This window comes from Sulfitobacter sp. 1A13368 (assembly GCF_043557275.1).
GTDB lineage: Bacteria > Pseudomonadota > Alphaproteobacteria > Rhodobacterales > Rhodobacteraceae > Sulfitobacter > Sulfitobacter faviae.
Genome location: NZ_JBIFFR010000001.1, coordinates 455799 through 480392, shown reverse-complemented (window position 1 = coordinate 480392; position 24594 = coordinate 455799). Strand labels below are relative to the sequence as shown.

Genomic DNA, 24594 nt, shown 5'->3' with positions numbered 1-24594 from the left:
GTCCTCCGGGTCAGGCGCGGTCAGCAGGGCTGCCGGGCATCAAATCATAGGGGGCTTTCCAGCCCGGTGTTTCGCTCAGACGCGTAAGCCACGCGTCGATATGGGGCCAGTCGCTGCGGTCGAAACCGAAAGGCTCGGGGTAATAAAGATACCCGCAGCAGCTGAGGTCCGCGTTGGTGATGTCGTCGCCCGCGATCCAATCGCGCCCGTCGAGATGGTCGTTCAGCACGCCGTAGGCCGCCTTGAGCCGGCCCTGGTTGAAGGCGATGACCTCGGCGGGGCGTTTGTCTTCGGGCAGGAAGTTCATCAGAAAACGGGTCATCCCGGCAACGGAGCTAAGCTTGTGGTTATCCCATAGCACCCAACGCAGGATTTCGCGCCGTTCCGTCGCGTCGCGCCCGCCGAATTTGCCCGTCTTTTCCGCAACGTAATCCTGAATCACCCCCGATTGGGTGAGCCGAAGATCGCCGTCGATCATCACCGGCGCCTCGCCCATGTTGTTGATCTGCGCGCGGTAGTCGGGCTGGCGCGTCTGGCCACCGAAAAAGTCCACCTTCACCGGCTCCCAGTCGAGCCCGGACAATTCGAGCGCAAGCGCCGCCTTGTAGGCGTTGCCCGATTCGCCAAAGCAATAAAGCTGTATGGTCACCTGTCATTCCTCCTCTTCTGTCGGCGCCCGCTGAAATGTCGGAAGGTATTTGTGAAAGGATGAAGGGGGCAGGGGGCGCCTTATCTTCATCCTTTTTCAAATACCTCTGCGCCGGTGTTTCAACCCGCGCACGGCTAGAGGTTGCGCGCGATCAGTTCCTTCATGATCTCATTGGTGCCGCCGTAAATGCGCTGCACCCGCGCATCGGCCCACATTTCGCCCACGGCATATTCCTGCATGAAGCCGTAGCCGCCGTGCATCTGCAAGCAGACATCCAGCACCTCGCCTTGGGTGTCGGTGAGCCAGTATTTCTGCATCGCTGCCTTGTCGACGCTGAGTTCGCCGCGCAGGTGTTCGCTAATGCATTCGTCGAGGAAGGCGCGGGCCACCGCAGTCTTGGTCTTCACTTCGGCGAGTTGGAAGCGGGTGTTCTGGAACTGGGTCAGCGGGCCGCCGAAGGCTTCGCGTTCCTTGCAGTATTGGATGGTGCGCGCCACGGCGCCTTCCATCGCGCCCACCGCGCCGCAGCCGATGATCAGCCGTTCCTGCGGCAGTTGCTGCATCATCTGGTAGAAGCCCTGGCCCTCGTCCTGGCCGAGGATGTTCTCGGGCGGGATCTCGACATTGTCGAAGAAGAGCTCGGAAGTGTCGGCGGCGTGCAGGCCGATCTTGTCGAGGTTGCGGCCGCGCTGGAAGCCTTCGGCCTTGTCGGTCTCCACGACGACGAGGCTGACGCCCTTGGAGCCTTCCTTGGGGTCGGTCTTGGCTGCCACGATGATCAGGTTGGCGTGCTGGCCGTTGGTGATGAAGGTCTTTTGGCCCGAAAGTTTGTAGGCGTTGCCCTCTCGGATCGCCTTGGTCTTGATGCGCTGCACGTCCGAGCCGGTCGAGGGTTCGGTCATTGCCAGCGCGCCGACCAGCTCGCCCGAGACCATCTTGGGCAGCCAGCGTTTTTTCTGGTCCTCGGTGCCGTAGGCGAGGATGTAATGCGCCACGATGCCGGAGTGGATGCCGTGGCCCCAGGAGGCGAGGTTAGCGCGGGAGCCTTCGATGAGGATGGCGGCCTCATGGCCGAAATCGCCGCCGGCGCCGCCGTATTCTTCGGGCACCGAGGGGCAGAGCAGGCCCAGTTCTCCGGCCTGCGCCCATGTGTCGCGGTCCATCTGGCCCTGTTTGCGCCATTTCTCGAAATGCGGCGCCCATTCGGTGTTGATGAACTGCGCCGTCATGTCGGCGATCATCTGGTGTTCATCGGTCATCCAGCTGGATGTTTTGGTCTGCATCTTCTGGCCCCCTCCCCAAGGGTTCAGCGTTTGCGGGCGTCCAGTTCGGCGTTGAACAGGCGCAGCCGCGCGATCAGGTTTTCTTCGTTCATGACCGAGTTGAAATTCTCGAACAGGAACGACAGCGCTTCCCCCTCATCAAGACCTGCATCCGTGCTGAACTTCTTCAGCCTGCGGTAGCCTTCTTCGGTCATGGCGACGGGGAAGCGGCGGGTCAGGCGGAAGCGTTTGGGCATGGTCTCTCCGGGTGTTGGGCAGGGTGGGGGCTTGCCCCCACCCCCCGTTTTAGAAGTTTGCGGCCTCCAGCGCCATGACCGTATCCGCGCCGGATTGGATGCGGGTCAGGTGCAGGGCCGTGGCGGGCAATTGGCGCGCCATATAGTAGCGGCCAGTGGCGAGCTTGGTCTCATAGAACGTGGCGTCGCCGCTGCCGTTCTTCAATGCTTCTTTCGCCGCGAGACCCATCTTGGCCCACATCAGGCCGAGGCAGACATGGCCGAACATATGCATGAAGTCGTTGGACCCGGCGAGCGCGTTGTTGGGGTTCTTCATGCCGTTCTGCATGAAGTACATGCCCGCCGATTGCAGATCCTTGCTGGCCGCCTTCAGGGGTTCAAGGAAGGCCGCGTCGAATTCGGCGTCTTGGCCCGCGTTGTCCTTGATGAAGCCCTTCACGAGGTCGAAGAAGGCCATGACATGCTTGCCGCCGTCCTGCGCCAGTTTGCGGCCCACGAGGTCAAGCGCCTGCACGCCATTGGCGCCTTCGTAGATCTGTGCGATGCGGGCGTCACGGGTGAATTGGGACATGCCCCATTCCTCGATATAGCCGTGGCCACCGTAGACCTGCTGGGCCTTCACGGTCATGTCGTAGCCTTGGTCGGTCAGGAAGCCCTTGATGACCGGGGTGAGCAGCGACACGAGGCCATCTGCGTCCTTATCCTCAGCGCGGTGCGCCGCGTCGATCATCGTGGCCCCCCAGAGGATGAAGGCACGGGCCGCTTCGACAAAGCTTTTCTGATCCATCAGCGAACGGCGGATGTCGGGGTGCACGATCAGCGGGTCGGCGGGTTTTTCGGGGGCGACGGCACCGGTAACGGCGCGGCCTTGCAGGCGGTCCTTGGCGTATTCCAGCGCGTTTTGATAGGCCACCTCGGCCTGAGCCAGACCCTGCATGCCGACGCCGACGCGGGCTTCGTTCATCATGGTGAACATGGCGCGCATGCCCTTGTGTTCGGTCCCCAGCAGATAGCCGGTGGCACCGTCGTAGTTCATCACGCAGGTCGAGTTGCCGTGGATGCCCATTTTCTCTTCGATGGAGCCGACGGAGACGCCGTTACGCTCCCCCAAAGACCCATCTTCGTTGACCATGAACTTGGGCACGATGAAGAGCGACACGCCCTTGATGCCCTCAGGCCCGCCTTCGATTTTGGCCAGCACGAGGTGGATGATGTTGTCGGCCATGTCATGCTCACCCGAGGAGATGAAGATCTTCTGGCCAGAGATCTTGTAGCTGCCATCGTCCTGCGGGGCCGCCTTGGTGCGCATCAGGCCCAGATCGGTGCCGCAATGCGGCTCAGTCAGGTTCATGGTGCCGGTCCATTCGCAGGAGACCATCTTGGGCAGGTAGGTGTCCTTCTGCGCGTCGGTGCCATGGGCAAGGATCGCCGAGGCCGCGCCATGGGTCAGACCTTGGTACATGGTGAAGGCTTGGTTCGCCGCCGAGAACATCTCACCCACGGCGGTGCCGAGGACGTAGGGCATGTTCTGCCCGCCATAGGCTTCGGGCATGTCGAGGCCGGGCCAGCCGCCTTCTTTCACCTTTTCAAAGGCTTCCTTGAACCCTTTGGGCGTGTAGACGACGCCGTTTTCCAAACGGCAGCCTTCCTTGTCGCCCACGACGTTCAGCGGGGCGAGCACTTCGGAGGTGAGCTTGCCCGCCTCTTCAAGGATGGCGGAGGTGAAATCAGGCTCCAGCTCATCATAGCCGGGGGTCTTGCTTTCGGTCACCTTCAGCACGTCGTGCAGAACGAATTGCAGGTCTTTGGTGGGGGCTGTGTAACTGGGCATCTTTGCTCTCCGCGTCGTCTTTTTATGGATGTGAGGGGCGGCGTCGCCGGGGCTATTCGGCGGCGCGGCGGGGTTGGTTCATGGAGGCGATCATCTTTTCCCCCCATTTCAACTGGTCCTTGAGGTCTTCGATGGCCTCGTTCAGCTCTTCGCGGCGCGACTCGAGGTCGGCCAGACGGGCGCGGGCGATCTCATAGGCCGCGGCGATCTGCGTCTGTTGCTGGTCGCCCATATGATAAAGGTCGAGCAGCTGGCGGATTTCTTCGAGGCTGAAGCCAAAGCGCTTGCCGCGCAGGATCAGCTTGAGCCGAGCGCGGTCGCTTTTGGTGAACAGGCGTTTCTGGCCCTCGCGCAATGGGAAGAGCAGCTCTTTCGCTTCGTAGAACCGCAGGGTCCGCGGGGTCACTTCGAAAGCGTCGCACATCTGGCGAATGGTCAGCGTGTCGGCAGTCATCTCATCACTCTCCAATCGTCGTTTCATGACTTCAGTTGGGGGCTGGCATTTCTGATACAATGGGAGTTGACGTTGACGTAAGTGATACGTTGCGTCACTTTATGCGCAGGGTAATTTCCTTTAGGTTTGAAAGGATGATGGGCGTGCGCCGCCGCCATGGCGCTGGGCAGCAAAACGGGTGGGAGATGGCAAACCTCGATCAAAGCGGGCCGAAGACGTTGGACGGATTGGTTCACTGTGCGCAGAACGCCACCTCCGCGGCGCGTCTTCTGGCTTGCGGACTTGCCTATTATCAAGGTCTTGGAATTGATCTGGTCAGCTATCACGGGGACAGCCCCGGCGCGCCTGCGATCCTCTATCAGTTCGACAGCAGTGGGACAGATGGACCGCAGTGGCATTCGCAGTTTCTCGACATAGAGAAGCTGCGCGAAAGCCCGGTGGAGGCGCTAGCCCGGCAGCAGGTGATGCCGATCTACTGGTCGGATGTGGCCCGCACCGTGCGGCTCACCACTGCGGAAGATCACTATATGAAAGGGTTGATGCGGCGCTATCCGAATGATGGCATTTCGCTTAGGGTGCATGGCCCGGGCAGGGATTCCGCCGTGGTAGGACTGGGGTTTGCCGCCAAACAGGCGCGTCTGTCGCCGGAGGCGTTGTACAAACTTCTCAGCGCCGCCCAGATCGCGCATCTGCGCTATTGCGCCTTGGCCGAAAGCCAATCGCCGCGTGATTTCGGCCTGTCCCCGCGCGAGGTTGAGGTGCTGGAGTGGATCGCTACCGGCAAGAGCAATGGCGTCATCGCCGAAATACTTGGGATTTCGCCCCATACGGTCGATACGATCGTGCGGCGCATCTTCTCCAAGCTTGACGTGAACGACCGCACCACCGCGGCCATTCGCGGGCTCGGCGCGGGGCTGCTGCGCCGCCCGAAAGAGGGCGCGCCCTAGGGCAAGGTTGACCTCGCGTCGCTGTCGCGTGACTGCGTGACATGACCCCACGTCGTGAGGGCTGTAGGTGCGGGCGCTCGACCTAAAGAGGCACGAGGCATGTCAGAAAAACAAGAGCAGACAGGTAGCGGGGCTGAAAACGGTTCCGTGGTAGAAACGCGCGCGCGCGTGGTTGCAGAGCTGAAAGGCGCGTCCGAGACCATCGAAAACGGCGCATTCGATCTGGCCGGAGACGCGAGCGCGGATGTGGTGTCCGATCTCATCCGCATCACGGCGGATTTGCAGATGCTCATCGGGCAGTTGGCGCAGCGCAACAGCCGCTGAGCCCGCCGCTCAGCCAGCCGCTCAGCTCTTGTCCGAGGCGATGGCCGCGGCGGTGTCGTCGCGCAGTTTTTGCAATTCCGCCATGGCTTCGTCCAACTGGCGGCGCTGCTCGGCCAGTTCTTCCAATTGACCATCGGCCATGGTGACCCAAGTGCGCATCTGCGCCTCGGTGCCCTCTTTCTCGTAGATCAGCAGCCACTGGCGGATGTCCTCCAGCGCGAAGCCGAACTTGCGGCCGCGCAGGATCAGCTTCATCCGCGCCCGTTCGCGCGGGCCATAGAAACGCGAGCGCCCCTCACGGTGCGGTTGCAGCAATTCGATATACTCGTAATAGCGCAACGTGCGTGGCGTCACGTCAAATGCCGCGCACATCTCTTTGAATGTCAGGCGTTCATCGTCCAAAGCATCTTCTCCCTTCCGGCAAACTATGGTCACGCGCGGGGATGCGCAACAGGCGGTCTTGCCCTTTGGCTATCTCGCCCTGATAAAGGACAAAACCAGAGGCAGAGGGTTGGGTTGCATGTCCGACAAATTAAAGCTGGCGCGACAGTTCATTCAGGCGCTGCCCCATTCCATGGCACTGGGGATGGAGTTGCAGGAGTTGGGCGATGGCTCTGCCGTGATCACCATGCCCTATGATGACAAGCTGATCGGTGACCCGCAGACCGGGGTGATCAGCGGCGGGGCGGTCTCGGCGCTGATGGACACTTGCTGCGGCGCTGCGGTGATGAGCCATCCGAGCAACCCCGCGGCTACCGCCACGATGGATCTCAGGATCGAATATCTGCGCGCCGCCACACCGGGGCAGACGATCATCACCCGCGCGACCTGCTATCATGTCACCCGCTCGGTCGCCTTCGTGCGGGCCACGACAACGGATGAGGACGCCGACAACCTTGTCGCCACGGCGACCGGCACTTTCACCGTGGAGGGGCACACATGACCACACGTCGCAAGCCGGAGCCGGTTCAGGTCATCAAGCAACGCCGCGACGGGGTGCTACGCGCCATGGTCGAAGGCGTGCCCTATATCCGCTTTCTGGGCATCGAGTTCGAGCGCCGTGGCGATGAGTTGACCGGCATCATGCCTTTTTCCGAACAATTGATCGGCAACCCGATCCTGCCTGCCCTGCATGGCGGGGCCACGGCGGCCTTTCTTGAGGCGACCGCGATCATCACCCTCAGCTGGGGGCTGATCTGGGAAGATATGGAAAGCGGCGCGCTTGATCTGGACAATCTGGATGCCGACCATCTGCCCCGGCTGCCCAAGACGATCGATTTCACCGTGGATTACCTGCGGTCGGGCCTGCCGCGCGATGCCTATGCGCGGGCGCGGATCAACCGCTCGGGCCGGCGCTACGCCAGTGTCCATGTCGAGGCATGGCAGGACAACCGCAGCCGTATTTTTGCGCAGGCCACGGGCCATTTCCTGATGCCGCAACGGCGTGGCTGAGCCGCAATCAGAGACCGAGCCGCTGACCGACGCAGAGGTGCGCGCGGTTGAGCGTGGCACGCTGGCGGCGCGCGATGTGGTGACCCACCGCCGCGTGCTCAAGATCGCGGTTCCCATTGTCATCTCCAACGCCACCGTGCCGATCCTCGGCGCGGTCGATACCGGCGTGGTGGGGCAGATGGGCGCCGCCGCCCCCATCGGCGCGGTGGGCTTGGGGGCGATCATCCTCTCGGCGCTTTACTGGATTTTCGGCTTTCTGCGGATGGGCACCGTGGGCCTTACCGCGCAGGCGGCGGGCAATGACGAAGAGAGCGAGGTCGCAGCGCTGTTGACGCGCGGGCTGATGATCGGCGCGGGGGCCGGGCTGGCGCTGATGGCGCTGCAGTTTCCACTTTTCTGGGGCGCCTTCCAAATCTCCCCCGGATCGCCCGAGGTCGAGGGGCTGGCGCGGCAGTATATGGCGATCCGCATCTGGTCTGCCCCCGCCGCGATCTCGATCTATGCGATCACCGGCTGGCTCATCGCGCAGGAGCGCAGCCGCGCCGTGCTTGTGTTGCAGGTCTGGATGAACGGGCTGAACATTCTGCTGGACCTGTGGTTTGTGCTGGGCCTCGGTTGGGGTGTCGAAGGCGTCGCCATCGCCACCTTCCTTGCAGAGTGGAGCGGGGCGGCCTTGGGCCTGTGGTTCTGCCGCGCGGCTTTCGCAGGGGTGGCGTGGCGCGATTGGGCGCAGGTCTTTGACGGGCCGCGCTGGACGCGCATGATGCAGGTAAACACCGATATCCTGATCCGCTCGCTTTTGTTGCAGGCGATCTTTGTCTCCTTCCTCTTCATGGGGTCGGGCTTGGGCGATGTGACCTTGGCGGCCAATCAGGTGCTGCTGCAATTCCTGATGATCACCTCCTACGGGCTGGACGGTTTCGCCTTCGCCGCCGAGGCGATCATTGGCCGGGCCTACGGCGCGGGGCAGCGCGATGTCCTGCGGCGCGGGGCGGTGCTGACCTCCGCTTGGGCGCTGTTGGTTAGCCTGCTGTTGGCGGTGGTCTTTGCCGTCAGCGGCGGCGCGATCATCGACATGATGGCCAAGGCCCCGCAGGTGCAAGAGCTCGCCCGGGTCTATCTGCCGTATATGATCGCGGCGCCGCTGCTGGGTTGTGCGGCCTATATGTTCGACGGTATCTTCATCGGCGCCACGCGGTCGCGCGACATGCGCAATATGATGCTTGTGTCGTTTCTGATCTATGCCGTGACGGCGCTGGCATTGGTGCCAAGCCTGGGCAATCACGGGCTTTGGATATCGCTTCTGGTGTCCTTCGTGGTGCGCGGCATCACCTTGGCGCTGCGCTATCCGGCGTTGGAGCGCGCGGCGGGCTAGAGCAGCGCCTGCACCGCTTCGGGCGGGCGGCCGATCACGGCGCGGCCAGTGCTAAAGGCGATGGGGCGCTCGATCAGGATCGGATGGGCGGCCATGGCATCGATCAGGGTCTCTTCGGGGCTGTCCTTGGACAGACCCAACTCTTTGAACAGCTTCTCGCCCGTCCGCATCATCTTGATCGCAGGCAAGCCAAGGGTGTCGCGGGCGGCGATGACCTCATCCCGTGTCGACGCATCTTCGAGGTAGCGGCGGAGGGTTACCTCCACCCCCGCCGCTTCGATCAGCGCCAGCGTCTGCCGCGATTTCGAGCAGCGCGGGTTATGCCATAGGGTGATCATAGCCAATCCTCGCGTTTGCTGCCCACGGCCTCGGCCACGCTGGCAAAACCATCGCGGGCCAAGAGTGCATCCAGCCCGGTGGTGATCTCTCGCACCAGTCCGAGACCGCCGAAGACCAGCGCGGTGTAAAGTTGCAGGGCAGAGGCCCCGGCGCAGATCTTGGCATAGGCGGTCTGCGCGTCCGACACCCCGCCGACGCCGATCAGCGGAATATCCGTCAGCCCCGCCAGCCGCGCCAAGACGCGGGTCGAGCGGTCGAACAACGGCGCACCGGACAGACCACCCGCCTCGCCTGCATGGGCGCTGGCAAGGCCGGTCCGGTCAAGCGTGGTATTGGTCGCGATGATGGCAGCAACGCCCGAATTTTGGGCAACCTCGGCCACATCCTCAATCTCGGCTTCGCTGAGATCGGGGGCGATTTTCAGGAAAACCGGCGTGGCGCCGCGCACGTCCATCACCCCTTCGAGCAGGGCCGAGAGCGCCGCTTTACCCTGAAGGTCGCGCAGCTTCTCGGTATTGGGGGAGGAGACATTGACCGTCGCGAAATCGACGTGATTGCGCGCGGCGGTCATCACGCGGGCAAAGTCGGCGGCCCGGTCCGCGCTGGTCTTGTTCGCACCAAGGTTCAGCCCCACCGGCACCCCCGCGCCGCGGCGCGAAAGCCGGGCGCAGATCGCCTCCATCCCCTCGTTGTTAAAGCCGAAACGGTTGATCGCGGCGCGATCCTCGGTCAGGCGAAACAGGCGCGGGCGCGGATTGCCGGGCTGGGGCAGGGGCGTGGCGGCCCCCACTTCGACAAAGCCGAAACCGGCGCGGGAAAGGGGGGCGATCGCGGTGGCATTCTTGTCAAATCCCGCCGCCAACCCGAGAGGGTTCGGCAGGTCCAGCCCGGCAAGCGTGGTGTGCAGCCGCGCCGAAGTCTGCGGCCCCGGCGCGGGCGCAAGCCCTGCGCGCAGCGCGCGGATCGCCAGACCGTGCGCCGCTTCGGGATCGACCCGGTGCAGCGCCTGCAGGCCCAGCTTTTCCAAGAGCGGCGTCATTTGCTGGCCTCGCCCAATCCTGCGGGGAATTCATGCACGCCATCCACCAGCGGCAGGGGCTGCGCCCAGACCACATCCTCGATCTTGAGTGGGCGGTAGAGATGGGGGAAAAGCGTGCCGCCGCGCGAGGGCTCCCATTTCAGCGCATCGCCCAGAGCGTCGGCCTCAAGCGCGAGCAGGAACAGGCCGTCCTCCCCCTTGAAATGTTTGGCTGCGGTTTCCGCCGCCTGTTCGGCGGTGGAGAAATGCACATAGCCATCGGTGACATCGATCGGCGCCCCGTCCGAGACCCCGTTCTTGCGCAGCGCAGCCCATTCGTCCGCGCGGAATATTTTGAAAATCAGCATGGCTTCTGATGCCCGCCGGGCGGGGCGGGGTCAAGACCCGCGGGTGACCATAGGGCAGGTCATATGACCTTTGACACGGGCCAAACCCCGCGCCACGATACCGGCATAACAAGCAACAGGGGAACTATCATGAAACGATTCCTGACCGCGACCGCTGCGCTGGCTTTGACCAGCGGCATGGCGGCGGCAGAGTATAATCTGACCATTCTGCATACCAATGATTTCCATGACCGGTTTGAGCCGATCAGCAAATATGACGGCCCCTGCAGCGCCGAGGACAATGCCGAGGGCAAATGCTTTGGCGGTGTCGCGCGAATGGTCTCCGCCATCGAAGCCGCCCGTGAACGCGCCGGAGAGAACCACCTGCTGCTGGATGCGGGCGACTGGTTCCAAGGCTCGCTTTTCTACACGCGCTACAAGGGCGACATGGCAGCCGAGTTCATGTCGAAGCTCGACTATGACGTGATGGCCGTGGGCAACCACGAGTTTGACGACGGCCCCGAGGGGCTGGCCGATTTCGTGGCACAGGTCGATTTCCCCGTGCTCTCGGCCAATATCGACGTGGGCGGTGTAGAGGGGCTGGAGGGCGAGATCGGCAAATCCACCGTGGTTGAGGTTGGTGGAGAGCGGATCGGCATCGTCTCCGTCCTTGCCGAAGACACGCCCGAAACCTCTTCGCCCGGGGCGGAGGTGATCTTCTCTCCCGCAGCGGATGCGGCACAGGCCGAGATCGATGCGCTGACCGAGGATGGGGTTAACAAGATCATCCTGCTCACCCACATCGGGCTGGCGGGCGACAAGCGGCTGGCCGAGGAGTTGACCGGCGTCGACCTGATCGTCGGCGGCCATTCCCACACGCTTCTGAGCAACAGCGAAGAGCGGGCCGAGGGCGCTTACCCGACTATGGTCAACGACGTGCCGATCGTGCAGGCCTATGCCTACAGCAAATATCTGGGCGAGGTGAATGTCACCTTCGACGACGCGGGGGAGGTGACCGCGATTTCCGGCGATCCGATCCTGCTCGACGCCTCAGTCGAAGAGGATCAGGCGACGGTCGATCTGGTGGCCGAACGCGCCGCCCCGCTGGAGGAGCTGCGCCAGAAGGTCGTGGCCGAGACGTCGGAAACCATCGAAGGCAGCCGTGACATCTGCCGCGCGCAGGAATGTGCGATGGGCAACCTCGTCTCCGACGCGATGCTGGACCGGGTGAAGGATCAGGGCATCGACGTGGCGATCTCCAACGCGGGCGGCTTGCGTGCATCCATCGACGCGGGTGAGGTGACCATGGGCGAGGTGCTGACCGTGCTGCCGTTCCAGAACACGCTTTCGACCTTCCAGATCAGCGGTGCGACCCTGATCGAAGCCTTGGAAAACGGGGTAAGCCAGTTGGAAGACGGCGCGGGCCGTTTCCCGCAGGTGGCGGGCATGTCTTATACCTTTGATCCCAAGGCCGAGCCCGGCAGCCGCATCAGCGATGTGATGGTGGGCGGCGAACCGATTGATCCCGAAAAGACCTATGGCGCCGTGTCCAACAACTATGTCCGCAATGGCGGCGACGGCTACGCGATGTTTAAGGACGCCGAGAATGCCTATGACTTCGGCCCCGATCTGGCGGATGTGACAGCGGAGTATCTGGCGAAGAACGGCAGCTACAAGCCCTACACCGATGGCCGCATCAAGATGAAGTAAGGGCCTCGGGCCTTAGCGAGAGGGCGCGTCCAGCGGGGCGCGCCCTTTTTGTTTAGGAATAGCCGGGCAGGGCCCTTGCTTTCGGGCTGATGCCCAAGCTGCGCGTCCCCCGCAAGCCAGCCCCTTGCACCTCTCCCGCCAAGGGATACACATGCGGTAACCAAACAGGAGACCGCTATGCTCACCCCCTTCCACCTTGCCTATAACGTCCGCGACCTTGATGAGACCCGCGCCTTCTACGGCGATGTGCTGGGCTGCACCGAAGGCCGGTCGACCGAAACTTGGGTCGATTATTCCTTTTTCGGCCACCAGATCTCCATGCATCTGGGTGAGCCTTTCAAGACAGAGGCCACTGGCAAGGTCGGTGAGCATATGGTGCCTATGCCGCATCTGGGCGTCGTCCTGCGGATGGAGGATTGGAAGGCGCTGGCGGAGCGGCTGAAGGGCGCAGAGGTCGACTTCGTGATCGAACCTTCGCTGCGTTTCGAAGGGGAGCCGGGCGAGCAAGCGACCATGTTCTTCCGCGACCCGTCGGGCAACCCGATCGAGGTCAAGGGGTTCGCCGATATGGACCGCGTTTTTGCCCAATAAGGCCAAGCGCTGAAACGACAAAGCCCCGCTGTCGCAAGCGGGGCTTTGAACGGCTGAAACCGGTGCGGGCTCAGTCGAAGCTGATCGCCCCTTCGAAAGCAGGCTCTTCCAAAGTCTGCCCGCTGAAACGCGTCGGAGTCTGTGCGGTGATGTCGAGCGTGTAGCTGCCGTTCACGGGGATCGGGCCGCTGGTCCAAACCTCATCCTCGCCGGTGATCGTATGGCTGCCGGTGGCGTTATTGGTGAAGACCACTTGATCGCCTAGCTGCACATGGGACAGCGATGGGAAATAGGCGCCGTCGACGATCAGCACGTTGCGGCTTTCGGCCATGGCGCCAGCGGCACAGAGGCTCAGGGCAAGGGCCAGAGCGCCGGTGCTTTTGCGGTATGAACTTAGCATCATCTGCTCCTTTGGAACGCCCGATGCGGGCGGGTTAGCCGGTTTCATACAAGGTAAATGCGGCATAACTTGGGCCAGCTTTGCGCGGCTCACCCCGCCGTCGCAGGCTCCGCCTGCTGGGCCAGCCAGCCACGGAATGACGCAAGCGCCGCCGTCTCATCCCGGTCGTCAGGCCAGACGAGGTAGTAGTTCCCGATGCTTTGCGTGGTGGGCGAGGCGGCCAGCACCAATTGCCCGTCGCGCAGGTAGGGGCGGGCGAAGAAGGTCGGCAGCAGCGCCACCCCCAGCCCGTGAATGGCCGCCTGCGCCATGGTCGAGAATTGGTCGAACATCATGCCGCCCGGGGGCTCATCCGTCACGCCGAGCGAGGATAGCCAGCGCGCCCATCCGCGCGGGCGGGTCTCCAGATGAAGCAGCGGCAGATGGCGCACGTCGCGTGCATCCTCCAACGGTGCGGGCAGCAGGTCGGGCGCGCAGACCGCCACCACCGTTTCCGGCAAAAGCGGGAGGTAGCGCACGCCGGGCCAATCTTCATGACCAAAATGAATGGCGGCGTCGAATCGGCTGCCCGCAAAGGCGAAGGGCCGCAGCCGGGTCGATAGGTTCACTGTCACCTCCGGGTGATCCCGCGCGAAATCACGCAGGCGCGGGGCCAGCCAATGCATGCCAAAGGCGGGCAGGATCGCCAGATTCAACGTGCCGCCCGTAGGGTTCGTCCGGGCCGAGACCGAGGCCTGCGCCAGCCGGTTCAGGATGTCGCGCACCTGCGTTACATAATCCAATCCCGCCTGCGTCGGGGTTAGACGGCGGCCCTGACGGATCATGAGCGAAACGCCCAGTTGTTCCTCCAGCGTCTTGATCTGACGGCTGACCGCGCTCTGCGTCAGGTTCAATTCCTGCGCCGCTGCCGTGGCGGTGTCGAGCCGCACGACCGCCTCGAAGGACAGCAGGGCCGAGATCGAAGGCAGGAAGCGGCGCGGCGCGATCATATGACTTTTTCTCATGAACTCAGGACAAAGCAGCGATAGAGTTCGCGCTGCCGATTTGCAATACTGCCGCAAATCACATCACCCGAAAGGATGCATCATGACCGCTGACGCCCCCAAGCTGCGCGCCAAGGACAAACCCGATCTCGGAACCTTCGACTGGCAGGATCCCTTCCGCCTCGACAGCCAATTGACCGAAGACGAGCGCATGATCCGCGATTCCGCCCGCGCCTATGCGCAGGAAAAGCTGCAGCCGCGCGTGATCGAAGCCTTCGCCGAGGAAAAGACCGATCCGGAGATCTTCCGCGAGATGGGCGAGATGGGCCTTCTTGGCGTCACCATCCCCGAGGAATACGGCGGTCTCGGCGGCAGCTACGTCTCCTACGGCCTCGTCGCCCGTGAGGTCGAGCGCGTTGACAGCGGCTACCGGTCGATGATGTCGGTGCAGGCGAGCCTCGTGATGTATCCGATCTATGCCTATGGCTCCGAGGAACAGCGCCAGAAATACCTGCCCAAGCTCTGCTCGGGCGAATGGATCGGCTGCTTCGGCCTGACCGAGCCCGACGCGGGCTCCGACCCTGCCGGCATGAAGACCCGCGCGGTGAAGACCGACACCGGCTACACGCTCACCGGCTCCAAAATGTGGATCTCGAACTCGCCGATTGCCGATGTCTTCGTGGTCTGGGCAAAGTCCGAGGCGCATGGCGGCAAGATCCGCGGCTTCGTGCTGGAAAAGGGCATGAAGGGCCTGAGCGCGCCGAAGGTGGGCAACAAGCTTTCCTTGCGTGCCTCGATCACCGGCGAGATCGTCATGGACGGCGTCGAAGTGGGCGAAGACGCGCTGCTGCCGCATGTGGAAGGTCTCAAAGGCCCCTTCGGCTGCCTCAACCGCGCCCGCTACGGCATCTCTTGGGGCGCTATGGGTGCTGCCGAGTTCTGCTGGCACGCGGCGCTGCAATACGGGCTGGACCGCAAGCAGTTCAACAAGCCGCTGGCGCAAACGCAGCTGTTCCAGAAGAAGCTCGCCGACATGATGACCGAGATTTCGCTCGGCCTTCAGGGCTCCCTGCAAGTGGGCCGTTTGATGGATGCCGCTAACGCCGCGCCCGAGATGATCTCTATCGTCAAACGCAACAACTGCGGCAAGGCGCTCGACGTGGCACGCATGTCGCGTGACATGCACGGCGGCAACGGCATCTCGGGCGAGTTCCAGGTGATCCGTCACATGATGAACCTCGAGACGGTGAACACCTACGAGGGTACCCATGACGTGCACGCGCTGATCCTGGGCCGCGCCCAGACCGGCCTGCAGGCGTTCTTCTAAGAACCGGTATTGGGGGGATTTCCTCCCCCCAAGCCCCCCTCCAAGTATTTACGGCCAAAAAGAATGGGGACGCCCCCGCTCTTTTTGGCCAAAAGTACTTTCGCCGAAGGCAAGAAATTTCTTAATTCCAAGAGGCTCCATGGACCGCGTCGCCATCGTTCATGAGAATTTCCTCCGCCGCGTCGCGGCCGGGGACTTTCCTGACACCATCCACTCCGACAAAGCGCTGGAGCGCGACCAACTTCTGCCGCTCTACCGCGCGCAGGTGCTGAGCCGGGCGCTCGATCTGCAAAGCCGCGTCATGCAGAAGGAGGGGCAGGGGTTCTACACCATCGGCTCTTCGGGGCACGAGGGGATGGCCGCGGTGGCGGCCGCCTTGCGCGTCGATGACATCGCTTTCCTGCATTACCGCGATGCGGCCTTCCAGATCGCCCGTGCCGATCAGGCCGGGGGGCAGGACATGATGCGCGACATGCTTTTGAGCTTTGCCTGTTCGGCGGAGGATCCGACCAGCGGAGGGCGGCACAAAGTGTTAGGCTCGCGCCCGCTGATGATCCCGCCGCAGACCTCGACCATTGCCAGCCATCTGCCCAAGGCGGTGGGGGCCGCGCATTCCATCGGCATGGCGCGGCGGCACCGGCCCGAGCATGCAATCCTGCCGCGCGACGGCATCGCCATGTGCAGCTTCGGCGACGCCTCGGCCAATCACTCCACCGCGCAGGGGGCGATCAATGCCGCTTGCTGGACCGCCGTGCAGGGCGTGCCGCTGCCGCTGCTCTTCGTTTGCGAGGACAATGGCATCGGGATTTCGACCAAGACACCGACGGGATGGATCAAGGCGTCGATGTCGGCGCGGCCGGGGTTGAAGTGTTTCGAGGGCGAGGGGCTCGATCTGCACGCGGCCTATGCGGCGGCGAAGGCGGCGGCGGATTACGTGCGCGTGCATCGCAAGCCGGCTTTCCTGCACCTGCGCACCGTGCGGCTCTATGGCCATGCCGGGGCGGATGTGGCGACCTCCTATCTGCCCCGCGCTGAGGTGGAGGCGGATGAGGCCAACGATCCGCTGCTGCATTCCGCGCGGCTGCTGGTGGAGGCTGGGGCGTCTGCCGAGGAGGCGCTGGTGATCTACCGCGATACGCAAGAAGCGGTCGCGAAGGCGGCTGACGAGGTCGTGAAACGCCCCCGGCTGAAGACGGCGTCGGACGTCATGGCGAGCCTCGTGCCGCCCAAGCGCGACTGCGCGCCCAGCAACGGGCCGAGCGCCGAGGCGCGGACCGAGACCTTTGGCAGCGACATGGGGCAGATGGACAACCCCCAGCCCATGTCGCGCCTGATCAACTGGGCGCTGCACGACCTGATGCTTTCGCACCCCGAGACCATGCTGATGGGCGAGGATGTAGGTCGCAAGGGCGGGGTCTATGGCGTCACCCAGAAGCTGCAGAACCGTTTTGGCCCCGGTCGGGTGATCGACACGCTGCTGGATGAGCAGAGCATCCTCGGCCTCGCCATCGGCATGGCGCACAACGGCTTCGTGCCGATGCCGGAGATCCAGTTCCTCGCCTATCTGCACAACGCCGAGGACCAGTTGCGCGGCGAGGCGGCGACCCTGCCGTTCTTCTCCAACGGTCAATGGAGCAACCCGATGGTGCTGCGCATCGCGGGGCTGGGCTATCAGAAAGGGTTCGGCGGGCATTTTCACAACGACAACTCGCTGGCCGTATTGCGCGACATTCCGGGCATCGTCATCGCCTGCCCCTCGGCAGGGGACGACGCGGCGATGATGCTGCGCGAAGCGCACCGTTTAGCGCTGGAAGAGCAGCGCGTGGTGGTCTTTGTCGAGCCCATCGCGCTTTACCCGATGCGCGACCTGATGGAGGCCGGGGATGGCGGCTGGATGCGGACCTACCCGGCCCCGGATCGGCGGATCGGGTTGGGCGAGGTCGGCGTCACGGGCGAGGGCGGTGATCTGGCAATCGTGAGCTATGGCAACGGGCATTACCTGAGCCAGCAGGCGGCGCGGGATCTGGCCGAGCCGGGCGTCGATGCGCGGGTAATCGACCTGCGCTGGCTGGCGCCTTTGCCGGAGGATGCGTTGATCGAGGCCATCGGGGATCGTCCGGTGCTGATCGTCGACGAATGCCGCCGCACGGGCGGGCAGGCCGAGGCGCTGATGGCGCTGATGGCTGAGCGTGGTGTGAAGCGCTTTGCTCGGCTGACGGCGGAGGACAGTTTCATCGCCACGGGGCCTGCTTATGCGGCGACGCTGCCCTCGCGGGAGGGGATTGTCGCTGCGGCGCGGGATCTGTTGGGGTAGCTGAGGGCCAGCGCCTGCCCGCGGGTCGGCGATCCGCGGGTGCCTTATGCCACTTTATGGTGCAACCTCGGCGCGCCTTCGCGAAGTTGTGCCAAGCCCCGCCAAATCGCCTACCCGGGGGGCGGGCAGGCGATGGCCCGGCGCCTGCGGCTTGAATCCGGGCCGGGTACGCGCGCCTAGTGGCTATCCGCGGGTGCGCCGCCTTGGAAATTATTCCCATTCACATAATCGCAAGGCTCTTCGCGCATCTCCAGATGCAGGCCATCGCCTGTGTAAGGATGCGCGCGGGCGAGTTCCTCATCGACTTCGATCCCCAAACCGGGCGCTTTGGGGGCGGTGATGAAGCCGTCCTCCACCCGGATCGACCCTTTGATCAATTGGTCATGGAACGGCGTCTCAATACATTCGCACATCAGGATGTTCGGGATCGCGGTGGCAAGCTGCACATTCGCGGCCCATTCCACCGGTCCGGCATAGAGATGCGGCGCCACTTGCGCGTTATAGACCTCGGCCATGGTGGCGATCTTCTTGGCCTCCGCGATGCCGCCCACACGGCCAAGGGCCGGTTGCAGGATCTCCGCCGCGCCCGCCCGCAACAGCGGCGCGAACTCGGCCTTGGTGGTCAGCCGCTCGCCCGTGGCCACAGGGACGCGCACGCCGCGCGCGACCTTGGCCATCTGCTCAGGCGCGTCTGGCGGGATCGGCTCTTCGTACCACAGCGGGCTATAGGGTTCGATCGCTTGGCCCAGCCGGATTGCGCCCGCGGTGGTGAATTGCCCGTGAGTGCCAAACAGCAGGTCGGCGCGGTCGCCCACCGCCTCTCGGATGGCCTTGCAGAACGCCGCTGAGGTGCTGATGTCCGACATTGCAGGCATATGCCCGCCGCGCAGCGTATAGGGGCCAGCGGGGTCGAATTTCACCGCCGTATAGCCGCGCGCCACGCAATCCGCCGCCGATTCCGCCGCCATCTCGGGCGAGGTCCAGAAATCCGCCATGCTGTGATGCGGCAGGGGGTAGAGGTAGGTATAGCCGCGCACCCGGTCATTGGTGCGCCCGCCGATCAGCGCATGCACCGGGCGGTCGCGGTCCTTGCCCAAGATGTCCCAACAGGCGATCTCAAGCCCCGAAAACGCGCCCATCACGGTCAGGTCTGGCCGCTGGGTGAAGCCTGCGGAATAGGCACGGCGGAACATCAACTCGATATTCTCGGGGTTTTCGCCCTGCATATGACGGGCAAAGACATCTTCGATCACCGCGCGCATCGCGTCGGGCCCGACGCTGGCGGCATAGCATTCGCCCCAGCCGGTTACGCCGGCGTCGGTGGTCAGTTTGACCAATATCCAATAGCGCCCGCCCCAGCCGGGGGCGGGCGGGGCCGTCACGATGATATCGAGGTCTTGCAGTTTCATGACGGTCCCTTTCGTTTGGCCGCTTAGGTCTCTTTCTTGTCGTCGACGATGGTCATCTGCGCGATGCCGCTTTCGCCCAGATCGACCTTGGCGAAGGGGCCGCCGTGGCACATCTGGCCGGGGTCGGTGATGTCCACGGGGCCTTCCTCGGCCAGCACTTTTTCGGCGAATTGCTCGGCGTTGTCCTTCGGGCGGTAGCCGAGGAAGGAGGCTTTCGAGTTGTCCACCGGGGCGCGGTCGTTGTTCGACACGCCGTAGATCACCGTGAAACCGACCGAGGGCGTGTCCACCGCGCGGGTCACCAGTTGGATCAGATCGTCATAGCTGAGCCACGAGCCAAGCGCGCGGGAGTTGTTGACCTGTGCCGCGCTCAGGATGCGCAGATGCACGGATTCGAGCTGGCGCTTGTCCCAATACATGGAGCCGAGGTCTTCGGTGAAACATTTGGCGAGGCCGTAGAAAGTGTCGGGCTTGTGAGGCGCATCAATGCCGATGAAATCGGCCTTTTTGTGCATCCCCACCGCATGGATCGACGAGGCATAGACGACGCGCCGTGCGCCCGCCTGATAGGCCGCTTCCCAGACGTTGTAAGAGCCGACGAAGTTCGGGCCCAAGAGTTCCATGAAGGGTTTTTCGTCCACGATGGCCCCGAAATGCACCACCATGTCGGCGCCCTCCATCAGGGCCGCGACCTCGTCGTAGCTCGCCAGATCGGCCTTCTGATAACGCTCACCGTCGTAAAGCTTGCCAATGTCCTCGGCGATGTCGGAGCTGACCAGTTCCTCGCACATGGCGGCCAGCGGCTCGCGCAGGTAGGAGCCGAGGCGCCCTGCGGCGCCCGTCAGGACCAGTTTCTTAAATTTCATAACATCTTCCTTTCACGTCTCAGAAATCTTGTCGCGCACCTTCGCACGCAGGACATCGGCGCCTTGGGCCAAAAGGCCCACATCCGTGCCGCAGGCGACAAAGGTGAAGCCTTCGTTCAGCAGTTGGGCGGCGAAATCGGGGTCGGTGACCAGCGTGCCCACGGGAATGCCCTTGTCCATCAAGAGTTTGGCCGCGGGGCGGATCAGCTCCCAGACCTCGGGGTGCAGGGTCTGGCCAAGATGGCCCATGTCGGCGGCGATGTCGGCGGGGCCAAAGAAGATGCCGTCGATCCCCTCAACCTCGGCAAAGGCGGCGGCGTTTTCGACGGCGGCGCGGGTTTCAAGCTGGATCAGAATGGCGGTCTGGTTCTCGACCTCGGCGTTGTAATCCTTGACCCGGCCAAACTGGTTGGCGCGGTTCAGCCCGGCCACGCCCCGAATGCCGCGGGGCGGATAGCGGCAGGCGGCCACGGCGGCGCGGGCCTCATCAGGGGTCTGCACCATGGGAAACAGCAGCCCCGGCGCGCCGAGGTCCATCAGCCGTTTGACCTTGACCGCATCGTTCCAGTCGGGCCGCACCATCGCCGTGGTCTCACTGCCCGAGAACGCCTGCAACTGCCCCAGGACCGAGGCCATGTCGCTGGGCGCTTGTTCCATATCCAGCATCACCCAGTCATAGCCCGCATGGGCCACCACCTCGGCGGCATAGCCGTTGGAGAGGGAGACCCAGAGGCCCAGCTGCTTTTGCCCGGCGCGGATGGCCGTGAGGAAGCTGTTCTCGCGCAATTTCATATCACGGCCCTTTCGACGAATTTCTCGGAACGCACGATCCGCGCGTAGTCCAGCGGCGTGAGGTCGAGCGTGCGGTAGCCGCCATGGGTGATCAACTCTGCCGTGCCGCGCCCGATGGCAGGGGCCTGTTGCAAGCCGTGGCCGGAAAAGCCGTTCATGAAGACGAAGTTCGCGACCTTGTCGTGCCGACCCAGAATCGCATTCTGGTCGACGGTATTATAGGCGTAATGGCCGACCCATTCGTTGATCACCTTGACCCGCTCAAAGGCCGGAACGCGGGTGGCGATGATGGGCCAGACCTTCTCTTCCCAGATCGAATGGTCGAAGGTGAAATCATCATATGCCGCGTCATAGTCATCCTCTGGCGGGCAACCGGCCATATAATATTTGCCTTCTTGGCGCATATGCACGCCGCTGGGATCAATGGTCAGCGGCAGGTCCATCTCAAGCGGCTCGGCGGCGTCGAAGATGAAGGTGTAGCGTTTGCGCGGCACCACGGGCAGGGTGATCCCGGCCATCTGCGCCGTCGCCGCCGCGCGAGGGCCAGAGGCATTGACCACCGTCCCGCAGGAGACCGTCGCGCCGGACTTCAGCGTCACCGCATCCACCGCACTGCCCGCGGGGTTCAGCACCATGCCGGTCACCTCGTCATGCACAAAGGTCACGCCGCGGCGCTTGGCCATGCGTTTGAACCAGTCGAACATCGTGCCGCCGTCGAAATAGCCCTCATTCACCGTATTGTGATTGGCAGCGATCACATCGTCGAGCATGTAGAAGGGATAGCGCGCGGCGATCTCATCCTTGGTCATATGCCGGGTGTGCGCGCCCATGGACGTCTGGATGCCCTGCGCCTCGCGCAGGGTCTGGGCAAACTCGGGCGTGTCGGCAAAGTAGAGATAGCCAAAGCTTTGCAGCGCCAGTTCCGGCACCTCGGGATCGTCATGCATGAACTGGCGGAAGTTTCTGATGAACTCGGCCCCGAACTGCGAAATCTGGATGTTCACAGGCGCGCTGAACTGCTGGCGGATGCAGGAATTCGTATGGCTGGTCGAGGCGAATTCATAGGTCGGATCACGCTCGACCACCAGCACCTCGCCGTCGAACTCCGGCGTGTTGGTTAGCCACCAAGCCAAAGCCGAACCATAGATGGCCCCGCCCACGATCACCACGTCATAGGACGTCTCAAGCGCGTTTTGCATGCACAGTCTCCTTTTGCGCATTCCCCTCTGAATCGTGGGTAGCCTAAGCATTCAAAGCCTGCAATCTTTGTGAAGCGCGGCGCGAATTTTCGTTTTGCGGCGATGGGTTGCGCCTGTGCCCATGAATGAGGCAGGGTTGACTTTTACTGCGGCTGTCGCACCATGAGCGCTATGCCGCAACACAGATGACCGCCCAAAGGAGTGGCCCTTGGACAGCGACCGCGAAGAGATTGAGCGTCTGATTGCGCAGGTCGCAATGGGGGACCGTGCCGCCTTTGAGGCGCTTTATGATCGGGTGTCGGCGAAACTATTCGGGGTCTGCCTGCGTGTGTTGGACACACGCGCCGCAGCAGAGGATGCCATGCAGGACAGTTTCGTCAAAATCTGGAATAATTCCGACCGCTATCAGGCCAATGGCCTGTCGCCGATGACGTGGCTGATTACCATTGCGCGCAACACGGCGATCGACCGGCTGCGCGCCACCCGTAAGGGCCATCAGGATATCGACACGCCGGGGCTGGAACTGGCCGCGCCGGGGCCGAACCCCGAGCAATCCGCCGTGGCCGCGTCAGAGGCCAAGCGGCTGACCAATTGTCTGGATGATCTTGAAGCGGATCGCGGTGCTGCGGTGCGCGGGGCGTACCTTGATGGCGACAGCTATGCCGAGCTTGCGCAGCGTTTCAACGTGCCGCTCAACACCATGCGCACATGGCTGCGCCGTGGTTTGATGGCCCTGCGGGAGTGTATGAGCATATGAGCGACACCCCCATCACCCCGCCGGAAGACGACGATCTGCTGGCCGCCGAAATGGCCTTGGGCCTGTTGGAGGGCGAAGACCGTGCCGCGGCCCGCGCCCGGCTGATGCAAGACCGTGATTTCGCCCGTCGCGTGGCCGATTGGCAGGAGCGTTTCGTGGCGATGACCGACGATATCGCCCCCGTCACCCCGCCCGCGAAGCTGCGCCGCGCGCTGATGGCGCGGCTCTTCCCCGCGCGGCAGGTGCCGCTGTTGCAGCGGCTTTGGCTGTGGCAGGGGATTTCGGTGGCGGCTTTGGCCACCGTGGCCTTCCTTGCCCTGCCGATGCTGCGCGAGCCGCCGATGCAGCCCCCGGCCGAGGTCTATGCCACCCGCATGGCCGCCGAGGACAGCGCGCTGGAATTGCTGGCCGTCATGGATATGTCGCGCGGCGATATCGCGCTGCGCCGTGTCTCGGGCGACGCGCCCGCGGGCCGCGTGCTGGAGCTTTGGGCAATCCTGCCGGACCGCGCGCCGATCTCTCTAGGCGTGCTGCCTGAGGGAGAGGTCAACCGCGTGGCCTTGCCTGCTGATCTGGCGCCCGAGGCGGCGCAGATCACGCTGGCCATCACCGATGAGCCGCCCGGCGGCGCACCCGGCGGTGTCCCCACCGGAGAGGTCATGGCCGCTGGTGCTGTGGCGGAACTCTAACCCCCCGAAACGCCCTGCTTTGACCGAGCAGGGCGTTTCATTTTTCACCCCCCTTACAACGCGTTATGCTTTTGTTGCGAATTTTTTGAACCATTCTGAAACTCCTCTCACGTCTGCCCCGTGGGTCCAGTATCGCCGCCCACAACGGGGGGCATTCAAGGGAGGAAACCCAATGAAGACGCTCAAGACATTCGCCGCCGCCACCGCCACTGCCGCTCTGCTGGCCACCGGTGCCATCGCCGCCAATCCCGAAGTGGGCGGCGCGCCCATGTTCGAGAATAAGAACATCGTCGAAAACGCCGTGAACTCCGCCGATCACACCACGCTGGTGGCCGCCGTGAAGGCCGCCGGTCTGGTCGATACGCTGGCCTCCGAAGGGCCGTTCACCGTTTTCGCCCCGGTCAACTCCGCCTTTGACGCGCTGCCTGCGGGCACTGTCGAGACCCTGCTCAAGCCCGAGAACAAGGACATGCTGACCAAAGTGCTGACCGCCCATGTGGTGGCCGGTAAATGGTCCGCCGCCGACATCGCCGCCAAGGCACGCGCCTCCAGTGATGGGTTCTACCACTTTAACGCCGTCTCCGGCGATGCGCTGTCGGCGCAGGTGAAGGGCCGCAACGTCTATATCATCGACGAAAGCGGCAATGCCTCGCGCGTGACTATCGCAGATGTGAACCAGTCCAACGGGGTGATCCATGTTGTAAACAGCGTGTTGGTGCCCAAATAAGAGGCAACCCATACCCCTGTTGCCGGGCCAGTACCCCCATGCTGGCCCGGCGCCATCCCACCCGAACGCGAGGAGTAACACCATGAACAGACGTCATTTTCTGACATCGACCTTTCTGGGCGCCACCGCCATCGGGTTGGGTGCGCGCGGCACCTTGGCGGCCTATGTCGAGGGCGACTTCGAGGTTACCCGCAGCGAGGCCGAGTGGCGCGCGATGTTGAGCGATTTGGAATATGCGGTCATGCGCGAAGGCGATACGGAGCGGGCCTTTACCAGCCCGCTGAACGACGAGAAACGCCCCGGCACCTTCATCTGCAAGGGCTGTGATCAGCCGCTTTATGATGCGGCGACCAAGTTCAAAAGCGGCACCGGCTGGCCGAGCTTTTATCAGCCGCTCGACAATGCGGTTGAGACCATGGCCGACAACAGTTTCTTCATGCGCCGGACCGAGGTGCATTGCGACCGTTGTGGCAGCCATCTGGGCCATATCTTTGATGACGGGCCAGAGCCCACGGGCAAGCGGCATTGCATCAACGGCGTCTCGCTGAAGTTCGTCGCGGCTTAACAGATACGTC

The 24594-nt window shown here is 63.5% G+C and carries 28 protein-coding genes; 13 read left to right on the top strand and 15 right to left on the bottom strand.

All coding sequences use genetic code 11. The features are described 5' to 3' along the window. Positions 1 to 10 precede the first annotated feature (10 nt). The 5 genes from ACGYK4_RS02345 to ACGYK4_RS02325 form a co-directional block, all read right to left on the bottom strand. Positions 11 to 649, bottom strand: coding sequence for a glutathione S-transferase family protein (locus ACGYK4_RS02345; RefSeq protein ID WP_394454923.1), 639 nt, complete (start codon positions 647 to 649; stop codon positions 11 to 13). A gap of 134 nt (positions 650 to 783) precedes the next feature. After that, entirely contained in the window at positions 784 to 1932 is a 1149-nt protein-coding gene (locus ACGYK4_RS02340; protein ID WP_394454921.1) for an acyl-CoA dehydrogenase family protein, read from the bottom strand. A 23-nt stretch (positions 1933 to 1955) separates the two neighbouring features. Next, positions 1956 to 2168, bottom strand: a complete 213-nt coding sequence (locus ACGYK4_RS02335) for a hypothetical protein (RefSeq protein ID WP_067261198.1) — start codon at positions 2166 to 2168, stop codon at positions 1956 to 1958. A gap of 49 nt (positions 2169 to 2217) precedes the next feature. After that, the gene (locus tag ACGYK4_RS02330) at positions 2218 to 3999 is read right to left on the bottom strand and encodes an acyl-CoA dehydrogenase C-terminal domain-containing protein (protein ID WP_394454920.1); all 1782 of its coding nucleotides are present in this window, start codon (positions 3997 to 3999) and stop codon (positions 2218 to 2220) included. Between the two features lie 52 nt (positions 4000 to 4051). Further along, complete coding sequence (locus tag ACGYK4_RS02325) at positions 4052 to 4453, bottom strand: MerR family DNA-binding transcriptional regulator (protein WP_067261195.1); 402 nt, start codon at positions 4451 to 4453, stop codon at positions 4052 to 4054. A gap of 185 nt (positions 4454 to 4638) precedes the next feature. On the opposite strand from ACGYK4_RS02325, the gene ACGYK4_RS02320 reads away from it, so the two are divergent. Both ACGYK4_RS02320 and ACGYK4_RS02315 read left to right on the top strand, forming a co-directional pair. Next, positions 4639 to 5400: a LuxR C-terminal-related transcriptional regulator gene (locus ACGYK4_RS02320; protein ID WP_394454918.1), complete on the top strand. Its 762-nt coding sequence runs from the start codon at positions 4639 to 4641 to the stop codon at positions 5398 to 5400. Between the two features lie 99 nt (positions 5401 to 5499). Continuing rightward, positions 5500 to 5724, top strand: a complete 225-nt coding sequence (locus ACGYK4_RS02315; protein ID WP_209218216.1) for a hypothetical protein — start codon at positions 5500 to 5502, stop codon at positions 5722 to 5724. A gap of 21 nt (positions 5725 to 5745) precedes the next feature. Here ACGYK4_RS02315 and ACGYK4_RS02310 read toward each other — a convergent pair whose 3' ends face one another. Beyond that, positions 5746 to 6126, bottom strand: coding sequence for a MerR family DNA-binding transcriptional regulator (locus ACGYK4_RS02310; RefSeq protein ID WP_209218215.1), 381 nt, complete (start codon positions 6124 to 6126; stop codon positions 5746 to 5748). 118 nt (positions 6127 to 6244) lie between these two features. On the opposite strand from ACGYK4_RS02310, the gene ACGYK4_RS02305 reads away from it, so the two are divergent. The 3 genes from ACGYK4_RS02305 to ACGYK4_RS02295 are packed head-to-tail and all read left to right on the top strand — an operon-like array spanning position 6245 to position 8551. Continuing rightward, on the top strand, positions 6245 to 6667 hold the full coding sequence (locus ACGYK4_RS02305; protein ID WP_067261213.1) for a PaaI family thioesterase: 423 nt from the start codon (positions 6245 to 6247) through the stop codon (positions 6665 to 6667). Further along, a complete protein-coding gene (locus ACGYK4_RS02300) occupies positions 6664 to 7176 on the top strand; it encodes a PaaI family thioesterase (RefSeq protein WP_209218213.1) in 513 nt (170 codons plus the stop codon). Before ACGYK4_RS02305 ends, ACGYK4_RS02300 begins: the two co-directional genes overlap by 4 nt. A gap of 22 nt (positions 7177 to 7198) precedes the next feature. Next, positions 7199 to 8551, top strand: coding sequence for an MATE family efflux transporter (locus tag ACGYK4_RS02295; protein ID WP_394433839.1), 1353 nt, complete (start codon positions 7199 to 7201; stop codon positions 8549 to 8551). Here ACGYK4_RS02295 and arsC read toward each other — a convergent pair. From arsC to ACGYK4_RS02280, 3 genes are read right to left on the bottom strand one after another with little or no spacing between them, the layout of a single operon-like run. Continuing rightward, a complete protein-coding gene (gene arsC / locus ACGYK4_RS02290) occupies positions 8548 to 8889 on the bottom strand; it encodes an arsenate reductase (glutaredoxin) (RefSeq protein ID WP_394454917.1) in 342 nt (113 codons plus the stop codon). The two genes, ACGYK4_RS02295 and arsC, sit on opposite strands and share 4 nt — an antisense overlap. Then, positions 8886 to 9929 carry a quinone-dependent dihydroorotate dehydrogenase gene (locus ACGYK4_RS02285; RefSeq protein WP_394433817.1) on the bottom strand — a complete coding sequence of 348 codons (1044 nt, stop codon included), beginning with the start codon at positions 9927 to 9929 and terminating at the stop codon, positions 8886 to 8888. The genes arsC and ACGYK4_RS02285 overlap by 4 nt, the downstream gene beginning before the upstream one ends. Then, on the bottom strand, positions 9926 to 10276 hold the full coding sequence (locus ACGYK4_RS02280; RefSeq protein ID WP_394454916.1) for a DUF952 domain-containing protein: 351 nt from the start codon (positions 10274 to 10276) through the stop codon (positions 9926 to 9928). The genes ACGYK4_RS02285 and ACGYK4_RS02280 overlap by 4 nt, the downstream gene beginning before the upstream one ends. Positions 10277 to 10405: 129 nt before the next feature. On the opposite strand from ACGYK4_RS02280, the gene ACGYK4_RS02275 reads away from it, so the two are divergent. Both ACGYK4_RS02275 and ACGYK4_RS02270 read left to right on the top strand, forming a co-directional pair. Next, complete coding sequence (locus tag ACGYK4_RS02275; protein WP_394433821.1) at positions 10406 to 11965, top strand: bifunctional metallophosphatase/5'-nucleotidase; 1560 nt, start codon at positions 10406 to 10408, stop codon at positions 11963 to 11965. A gap of 177 nt (positions 11966 to 12142) precedes the next feature. Beyond that, entirely contained in the window at positions 12143 to 12556 is a 414-nt protein-coding gene (locus tag ACGYK4_RS02270) for a VOC family protein (protein ID WP_271688085.1), read from the top strand. A gap of 70 nt (positions 12557 to 12626) precedes the next feature. On the opposite strand, the gene ACGYK4_RS02265 is transcribed toward ACGYK4_RS02270, so the two are convergent. Both ACGYK4_RS02265 and ACGYK4_RS02260 read right to left on the bottom strand, forming a co-directional pair. Then, positions 12627 to 12956, bottom strand: coding sequence for a hypothetical protein (locus ACGYK4_RS02265; protein ID WP_394454915.1), 330 nt, complete (start codon positions 12954 to 12956; stop codon positions 12627 to 12629). Between the two features lie 89 nt (positions 12957 to 13045). Further along, positions 13046 to 13945 (bottom strand): LysR substrate-binding domain-containing protein, encoded by a 900-nt coding sequence (locus ACGYK4_RS02260; protein WP_394433825.1) that lies wholly within the window; start codon positions 13943 to 13945, stop codon positions 13046 to 13048. 97 nt (positions 13946 to 14042) lie between these two features. Between ACGYK4_RS02260 and ACGYK4_RS02255 the strand changes: the two genes are divergently transcribed. Both ACGYK4_RS02255 and ACGYK4_RS02250 read left to right on the top strand, forming a co-directional pair. Next, complete coding sequence (locus ACGYK4_RS02255) at positions 14043 to 15266, top strand: acyl-CoA dehydrogenase (RefSeq protein WP_394454914.1); 1224 nt, start codon at positions 14043 to 14045, stop codon at positions 15264 to 15266. A 139-nt stretch (positions 15267 to 15405) separates the two neighbouring features. Further along, positions 15406 to 17580: a thiamine pyrophosphate-dependent enzyme gene (locus ACGYK4_RS02250; RefSeq protein WP_394454913.1), complete on the top strand. Its 2175-nt coding sequence runs from the start codon at positions 15406 to 15408 to the stop codon at positions 17578 to 17580. 176 nt (positions 17581 to 17756) lie between these two features. Here the strand turns inward: ACGYK4_RS02250 and ACGYK4_RS02245 are convergent, their stop codons facing one another. The 4 genes from ACGYK4_RS02245 to ACGYK4_RS02230 are packed head-to-tail and all read right to left on the bottom strand — an operon-like array spanning position 17757 to position 21846. Further along, positions 17757 to 18989, bottom strand: a complete 1233-nt coding sequence (locus tag ACGYK4_RS02245; protein WP_394433831.1) for a mandelate racemase/muconate lactonizing enzyme family protein — start codon at positions 18987 to 18989, stop codon at positions 17757 to 17759. Positions 18990 to 19012: 23 nt separating this feature from the next. Continuing rightward, on the bottom strand, positions 19013 to 19855 hold the full coding sequence (locus tag ACGYK4_RS02240; protein WP_394433833.1) for an NAD-dependent epimerase/dehydratase family protein: 843 nt from the start codon (positions 19853 to 19855) through the stop codon (positions 19013 to 19015). Between the two features lie 12 nt (positions 19856 to 19867). Beyond that, positions 19868 to 20647 carry an HpcH/HpaI aldolase/citrate lyase family protein gene (locus ACGYK4_RS02235; protein ID WP_394454911.1) on the bottom strand — a complete coding sequence of 260 codons (780 nt, stop codon included), beginning with the start codon at positions 20645 to 20647 and terminating at the stop codon, positions 19868 to 19870. Continuing rightward, positions 20644 to 21846: an NAD(P)/FAD-dependent oxidoreductase gene (locus ACGYK4_RS02230; RefSeq protein ID WP_394454910.1), complete on the bottom strand. Its 1203-nt coding sequence runs from the start codon at positions 21844 to 21846 to the stop codon at positions 20644 to 20646. Before ACGYK4_RS02230 ends, ACGYK4_RS02235 begins: the two co-directional genes overlap by 4 nt. Before the next feature lie 256 nt (positions 21847 to 22102). Between ACGYK4_RS02230 and ACGYK4_RS02225 the strand changes: the two genes are divergently transcribed. The 4 genes from ACGYK4_RS02225 to msrB all read left to right on the top strand — a co-directional run bounded on the left by ACGYK4_RS02225 (position 22103) and on the right by msrB (position 24584). Continuing rightward, positions 22103 to 22603, top strand: a complete 501-nt coding sequence (locus ACGYK4_RS02225) for a sigma-70 family RNA polymerase sigma factor (protein ID WP_209218390.1) — start codon at positions 22103 to 22105, stop codon at positions 22601 to 22603. Beyond that, complete coding sequence (locus ACGYK4_RS02220) at positions 22600 to 23292, top strand: anti-sigma factor domain-containing protein (RefSeq protein ID WP_394454909.1); 693 nt, start codon at positions 22600 to 22602, stop codon at positions 23290 to 23292. The genes ACGYK4_RS02225 and ACGYK4_RS02220 overlap by 4 nt, the downstream gene beginning before the upstream one ends. A 172-nt stretch (positions 23293 to 23464) precedes the next feature. After that, positions 23465 to 24019 (top strand): fasciclin domain-containing protein, encoded by a 555-nt coding sequence (locus ACGYK4_RS02215; protein WP_067268384.1) that lies wholly within the window; start codon positions 23465 to 23467, stop codon positions 24017 to 24019. A gap of 82 nt (positions 24020 to 24101) precedes the next feature. After that, positions 24102 to 24584: a peptide-methionine (R)-S-oxide reductase MsrB gene (gene msrB, locus ACGYK4_RS02210; RefSeq protein WP_067268381.1), complete on the top strand. Its 483-nt coding sequence runs from the start codon at positions 24102 to 24104 to the stop codon at positions 24582 to 24584. Positions 24585 to 24594 lie beyond the last annotated feature (10 nt).